Raw genomic sequence first — 6011 nt, 5'->3', positions numbered from 1 at the left:
TCGAGGACCGCATCCAGGCCGCCGGGGCCAGGGCACACACCGTGCCGACCCTGGTACGCGACCAGGACACGCCCGAACGGTTCCTGGCCTCCGCAGCCCAGGCATGGACCCACGGCGCCCCCGTCAACTGGCACCACCTCCACCCCCCAACCCCCCACACCACCACCAACCCCACCACCACCGCCACCAACCCCCCACTCCCCACCTACGCCTTCGACCACAAGCACTACTGGCTCGACCCGGAGCAGACCTCCGGCGCTCCGGCCGCCGCCGAGGACAGCGCCTTCTGGGAGACCGTGGAACGCCGGGATGCGGGGGAACTGGCCGAGCGGCTCGGTCTGCACGACGACGAGGGCCGGGCATCCGTGGCCTCGGTGCTTCCGGCGCTCTCCGCCTGGCGGGAGCGGCGCCGCCGGGATGCCGTGATCGACGACTGGTGCCACCGGATCACCTGGACCAGGATCGCTTCCAGTGCTCCGGCGGCCTCCCACAACACCGAATCCCCGGCCCTTCCGGGCAGTTGGCTGGTGGTGGTCCCGGAGAGCCACGCCGCCGGACGGCTCGCGGCCGATGTCGTGCAGACCCTCGCCGATCACGGCGCCGGCACCCGGACCCTGGTCCTTGCGGCCGATGGCCGCGACGACCAGGACATGGTCGCCCGGCTGGCCGCGGAGCTCCCGGCCGACGAGGATCTCGCCGGGGTGTTCTCACTCCTGGCACTGGACGAGACGCCCCACACCACTCACCCGGAACTCACCGGGGGGATCGCCGCCACCACCCTGCTCCTCCAGGCGCTGGAGCAGGCCGGTGCCGGTGTCGAGGTTCCCCTGTGGTGCGTCACCTCCGGCGCCGTCAGCACCGGTCCCGCCGACCCGCCGACCCGGCCGCACCAGGCCGCCACCACCGGACTCCTGCGCGTCGCGGCGCTGGAGTCTGCCCGTGCCATCCGCCTGGTCGACCTCCCGGGATCCTGCTCCGCCCCGGAGCGCGACCGGCTTGCCGGGGTACTGGCGCGTCCCGGCGAGGACGATCAATTCGCCCTTCGCCCCGGCCCCGTGGGTGTCCTGGCCCCGAGGCTGACGCGCATGCCCCGCCCGGGCGGCGGCCCGGCCCGCCGCCCGTGGCGGCCGACGGGTACGGNTGCCCCGCCCGGGCGGCGGCCCGGCCCGCCGCCCGTGGCGGCCGACGGGTACGGCGCTGATCACCGGCGGCAGCGGGGCCCTGGCCGCCCACACCGCCCGCTGGCTCGCGGGGCTCGGCGCTCCGCGCATCGTGCTGCTGTCCCGCCGGGGCGCCGACGCGCCGGACGCCGAGGGGCTCCGCGCCGAGCTGGAGAAACTCGGCGCACAGGTGGAGTTCGTGGCCTGCGACATCGCCGACCGCGCGGCCCTGGCCGGGGTGCTCGACGCCATGCCGGAGGACCAGCCTCTGACCACCGTGGTGCATACCGCGGGGGTGCTCGACGAGGGGAAGTTCGTGGCCGAGTCGGCGAATCCGCTGTCGCGTCTCTCCCGGGTCATGGCGGCCAAGGCGGGGGGCGCGGCCCATCTCCACGAGCTGCTCCAGGGGCACCCGGTCGAGACGTTCCTGCTCTTCTCCTCGGCGGCCGGTGTGTGGGGCACTCTGGGCCAGGCCGGCTATGCGGCGGCCAACGCCTACCTCGACGGCCTCGCCCAGCACCGCCGCGCCGCCGGACTCCCCGCCACCTCGATCGCCTGGGGCGCCTGGGCGGGCGGCGGAGGCATGCTCAGCGACCGGGACGCCATCGCCTGGCTGGGCGGCAGCGGGATGCGGCTGATGGACCCCGCGGCGGCCGTTGCCGCGATGCAGCGGATGGTGGAAGGGGACGAACCCGTCGCGGTGGTGGCCGATGTGGACTGGCCGCGGTTCTCCGAGGTCTACAACGCGGCCCGGCCCAGGCCCCTGATCAGCGGGTTGACGGCGGCGGAGGCACCCGGGGAGGACGGCACCGGCGCACCGGACGGCGCGGACCCGGGGACGGCCCAGGGCCCGACGGAGGCGGCGCGGCGGCTCGCCGGGCTGCCGCCGGCCCGCCGGGAGGCGGCGGTGCTGGACGTGGTCCGGGAGGCGGTGGCCGGGGTGCTCGGGCACGGCACCGTGGAGGAGATCGACCCGGAGCGCTCCTTCCGGGAGCTGGGGCTGGAATCCGTGGCCGGACTGGAGCTGAGGAACCGGCTGGGCTCCGCGACCGGCCTGCGGCTGACCACGACGATGATCTTCGATCATCCGTCTCCGCTCGCCCTCGCCCGCCACCTCGTGGAGCGGCTCGCGGAGGAGACCGGGGCGGTGTCCGTCACCTCTCCGCTCGATGCGCTGGAGCGGCTCGCACACGCCCTGGCATCCGCGCCGCCCGAGGCCCGGGCGGGGGAGGAGATCACCCGGCGGCTGCGGCAGCTCGCCGAGCAGTACGGCGGCGGGTCGCCTCTCCCGGCCCCGGAGCCGGAGGCCGACGCGGCGAGCTCCCGCATCGAGTCCGCCTCGGACGACGAGATCTTCGCCATCATCGACAGCCACTGAGCCGCCACCGAGCCGCCACTGAGCCGCCCGGTCCGGCGCGGGCCGGGCCGCGTTCCGGGCCGGCCCCCCGGACCCCCTCAGGCGTCGGCGGTCAGCGCACTGAGGGCGGTGGTGATGGGGGTGGGTCCGTTGGTGAGCTCCAGGGTGCGGCCGGCGGTGGCGGGTGCGTCGAGCAGGGCGAGCAGCACGGCGGCGACGTCGTCCCGGGTGACGTCGCCGCGCTCGACGGACGGCCCCAGGGTGACGCGGCCGGTGCCCGGTTCGTCGGTGAGGCGGCCGGGGCGCAGGATCGTCCAGTACAGGGCGGTGCGGCTGCGCAGGTCCTCCTCGGCGGCGGCCTTGGCCCGCAGGTAGGCGGCGAAGACCGGGTCCATGCCGGGCGGCGGGTCGGCGCCGAGGTCGACGCGCATGGCGGAGACGGAGAGGAAGCGGCGTACTCCGGCCCGCTCGGCGGCGTCGGTGAAGAGGATCTGGGCGGCGCGGTCCACGCTGTCCTTGCGCGGGGCCCCGCTGCCGGGGCCGGCACCTGCGGCGAAGACGGCGGCGTCGGCGCCGGTCAGATGCTGGGTCACGGTGTCGGCCGAGGCCGTTTCCAGGTCGCAGACCAGCGGCTGGGCGCCGGCCGCGAGCAGGTCGGCGGACTGGGCCGGATCGCGGATCAGGCCGGCCACCTCGTCGCCTCGCGTGCTCAGCAGCCGTTCCAGGCGCAGAGCGATCTTTCCATGGCCCCCGGCGATGACAATGCGCATGGATGCGACCGTACCGTGCGCGGCACGGTCAGCGGGGCGACTGGCGGGGCAGGCCGGGGGTGTCGGGCGGCGGGGCGGCACCGCAGAACTCCCGGACGGCGCTGGTGCGGGAGACGATCCGGCCGCGGTGGATCACCACCCGGCTGTAGGCGAGGGAGAGCGCGCCGGGCAGGTCGGTGCCGCGCACCGCCAGCAGCTCGGCGGGGAAGCCGGCCTCGATGCGCAGCGGCGGCAGGCCGAGCGCGGCGCGGGCGTGGGTGCTGACCGCCGCGTACGCCTCCTCGGGCGAGGTCTGGCCGGCGGAGGAGAGCAGGTAGGCGGCCTCCAGGGGGTCACCGCGGCCGACGGGGTTGGCGGCGTCGCGCAGCGCGCCGCTGCCCGCGGCCACCGCCACTCCCGCGGCGCGGAGCAGCCGGACCGGCGTGGTGCCGCGCGGTACGTCCCCGGGCAGCAGGGCGCAGGGGGACTGGGGCAGGGCGACGACGGTGACCCCGGCGGCGGCCAGCCGTTCGGCGGTGCGGGCCGCGGTGCCGGCGGGCATCCGGGCCAGCCCGGTGCACGGCCCGAGGGCGACACCGGCGCGCAGCCCGGCCGCGGCGGAGGCCAGCCGGGTCAGCCGGCCGGGGTCGTCGCCCTCGGTGTGCAGGTCCAGGGCGCAGCCGTACTCGTCGGCGGTGCGCAGGAGCTCGTCCAGGTAGCCGGCCGGGTCGGGGTCGAGGTCGGGGGCGCCGCCGAGGGTGGCGGCGCCCATCTTGGCGGCGTCGCGCAGCAGGGCCCGCCCGTCCGCGCCGGCCCGGCCGGTGAGCAGCCGGGGGACGGGGGCGACGGAGAGGTCGGTGAGGCCGAGCAGGGCGCGGCGGGCGCGCAGCGCGGCCTGGAGCGCGGTGAGACCGGCGAGGTCGCCGATCCCGATGTGGCTGCGCTGGGCGGTGGCGCCGTGGCCGAGCTGGAGCAGGGCGGCCTCGGTGATGCGCCGCTGGAGGCAGGCCGGGTCGTCGGCGGGCGGGCCCGTCACCTGGGCGGCCGGCGGTCCGGCGCCGGGGGCGGTGAGCGCGGTGTCGTGGTGGGCGTGCGGCTCGGCGGGGGCCGGGAGCAGCAGGTAGCCGGAGAGATCGACCGTGACGGCGGCCGGGGCGGTGCCGGCCGGGGTGAGGCTGCCGGGGGTGCCGACGGCGGCGATGCGGCCCGCGGCGAGGCGGACGTCGACGGTGCGGCCGTCGGGCAGCCGGGGACCGCGCAATACCAGGACGGAGGCGGTGTCGGCGGAGGACATCGGGCTCCCGCGGGTCACAGTGGTGGGGCGGTGCTGCGAGCGTACGGGGACGGGCTGCCCGGGCCGGGGAGGGGCGGCATGCGCACGGAATAGTCGTACCGGAGTCGCTCCGGTGCCGCACCGCGCCGCGGCACCGGGGATCGCCGGAGCACAGCCGGGAATCACCGGATCACAGCGGGGAACAGCAGGCGGCAGTGAGGAGCAGCGAGGAGCAGCGGGGAGCGGGGAGCGGCGCGGGCGGGCCAAGACGTGGCGGCGTCGGCGGGGGCGGGGCGCTGCTGCCGGATGCCGCGCGCCGCGGTCGCGGAGCGTTATCGATTTCGTCTTCCGGGCGGGAGCGTGTAATCTCTTCATCGCTCGCCCCAATAGCTCAGTCGGCAGAGCATCTCCATGGTAAGGAGAAGGTCAACGGTTCGATTCCGTTTTGGGGCTCTGCGGTGTGAGGTATATCACCTTGGCGTGGATGCTCGCACCCTGGCGGCGTAGCTCAGTCGGTAGAGCAAACGGCTCATAATCGTTGTGTCACCGGTTCGAGTCCGGTCGCCGCTACATCGTCAGTAGCCGATTGCAGGGGTTCGCCTCGGATCGGCTACTGTTTCTGCCGTAACACCCCGTATCGTCCGTCAAGGAGCACTCCTGTGGCTGCCACCGACGTCCGCCCGAAGATCACGCTGGCCTGCGTGGAGTGCAAGGAGCGGAACTACATCACCAGGAAGAACCGCCGGAACAACCCGGACCGCCTGGAGATGAAGAAGCACTGCCCCCGCTGCAACGCGCACACCGCGCACCGCGAGACCCGCTGAACCGGCGGGACGGCGGGCGCCGTGCCCGCCGTCGGCCGCGCCGCGGTGCCGGTTCCGGCGGACAGGGTGCACAGCGCGGCGACATCCGACCCAGATTTGTCAGCACGAAGCGCCAAGACGTGTGACCCAGGCCGTTTCCGCCTCCTGAGGGGCGGGAGCGGCCTGGAGTCGTTTCCGGGAGGTGGGTGCCGGTCATGGCACTGGACCAGTCGTTCGTGGGGCGGAGCTATCCGCCCACCCGGCCGTATGAGGTGGGCCGGGAGAAGATCCGCGAGTTCGCCGAGGCGATCGGGGACCCCCATCCGGCGTACACCGATCCGGACACCGCCAAGGAGCTGGGGCATCCGGACGTGATCGCCCCGCCGACCTTCGTGTTCGCCATCACCTACCGGGCGGCCTCCGATGTGGTGCAGGACCCGGAGCTGGGCCTGGACTACAGCCGGGTGGTGCACGGCGACCAGCGGTTCGTCTACAGCCGTCCGGTGCGGGCGGGCGACCGGCTGTCGGTGACCTCGCACATCGAGGCGGTCAAGTCGCTGGCCGGGAACGACATCATCGATGTGCGCGGCGAGGTGCACGACGAGTCGGGCGAGCATGTGGTGACCGCGTACACCAAGCTGGTGGCCCGCGCGGCCGGGGAGGAGTGAG

The 6011-nt window shown here is 75.1% G+C and carries 5 protein-coding genes, 2 tRNA genes and 1 pseudogene; 6 read left to right on the top strand and 2 right to left on the bottom strand.

All coding sequences use genetic code 11. The features are described 5' to 3' along the window. Positions 1 to 41: 41 nt before the first annotated feature. Both GQS09_RS30900 and GQS09_RS03420 read left to right on the top strand, forming a co-directional pair. Positions 42 to 401, top strand: a pseudogene (locus tag GQS09_RS30900) (hypothetical protein); the annotation flags it as partial. A 739-nt stretch (positions 402 to 1140) separates the two neighbouring features. Beyond that, the gene (locus GQS09_RS03420) at positions 1141 to 2538 is read left to right on the top strand and encodes an SDR family NAD(P)-dependent oxidoreductase (protein WP_313895966.1); all 1398 of its coding nucleotides are present in this window, start codon (positions 1141 to 1143) and stop codon (positions 2536 to 2538) included. 77 nt (positions 2539 to 2615) lie between these two features. On the opposite strand, the gene GQS09_RS03415 is transcribed toward GQS09_RS03420, so the two are convergent. Both GQS09_RS03415 and GQS09_RS03410 read right to left on the bottom strand, forming a co-directional pair. After that, positions 2616 to 3287, bottom strand: coding sequence for an NAD(P)H-binding protein (locus GQS09_RS03415; RefSeq protein ID WP_165984455.1), 672 nt, complete (start codon positions 3285 to 3287; stop codon positions 2616 to 2618). Positions 3288 to 3315: 28 nt separating this feature from the next. After that, positions 3316 to 4560: an amidohydrolase family protein gene (locus tag GQS09_RS03410; protein WP_165984454.1), complete on the bottom strand. Its 1245-nt coding sequence runs from the start codon at positions 4558 to 4560 to the stop codon at positions 3316 to 3318. A gap of 359 nt (positions 4561 to 4919) precedes the next feature. Between GQS09_RS03410 and GQS09_RS03405 the strand changes: the two genes are divergently transcribed. The 4 genes from GQS09_RS03405 to GQS09_RS03390 all read left to right on the top strand — a co-directional run bounded on the left by GQS09_RS03405 (position 4920) and on the right by GQS09_RS03390 (position 6010). Then, a tRNA-Thr gene (locus GQS09_RS03405) sits at positions 4920 to 4992 on the top strand. 44 nt (positions 4993 to 5036) lie between these two features. Continuing rightward, a tRNA-Met gene (locus GQS09_RS03400) sits at positions 5037 to 5109 on the top strand. Positions 5110 to 5198: 89 nt separating this feature from the next. Further along, positions 5199 to 5363, top strand: a complete 165-nt coding sequence (gene rpmG / locus GQS09_RS03395) for a 50S ribosomal protein L33 (protein WP_165984453.1) — start codon at positions 5199 to 5201, stop codon at positions 5361 to 5363. Positions 5364 to 5557: 194 nt separating this feature from the next. Continuing rightward, complete coding sequence (locus GQS09_RS03390) at positions 5558 to 6010, top strand: MaoC family dehydratase N-terminal domain-containing protein (RefSeq protein ID WP_165984452.1); 453 nt, start codon at positions 5558 to 5560, stop codon at positions 6008 to 6010. Position 6011: the final 1 nt, after the last annotated feature.

Source organism: Streptomyces sp. YIM 98790, from assembly GCF_011421595.1.
In the GTDB taxonomy this organism is placed as follows: domain Bacteria; phylum Actinomycetota; class Actinomycetes; order Streptomycetales; family Streptomycetaceae; genus Streptomyces.
The sequence above is the reverse complement of the archived record's forward strand: the minus strand, read 5'-3'. Positions and strand labels throughout refer to the sequence as shown.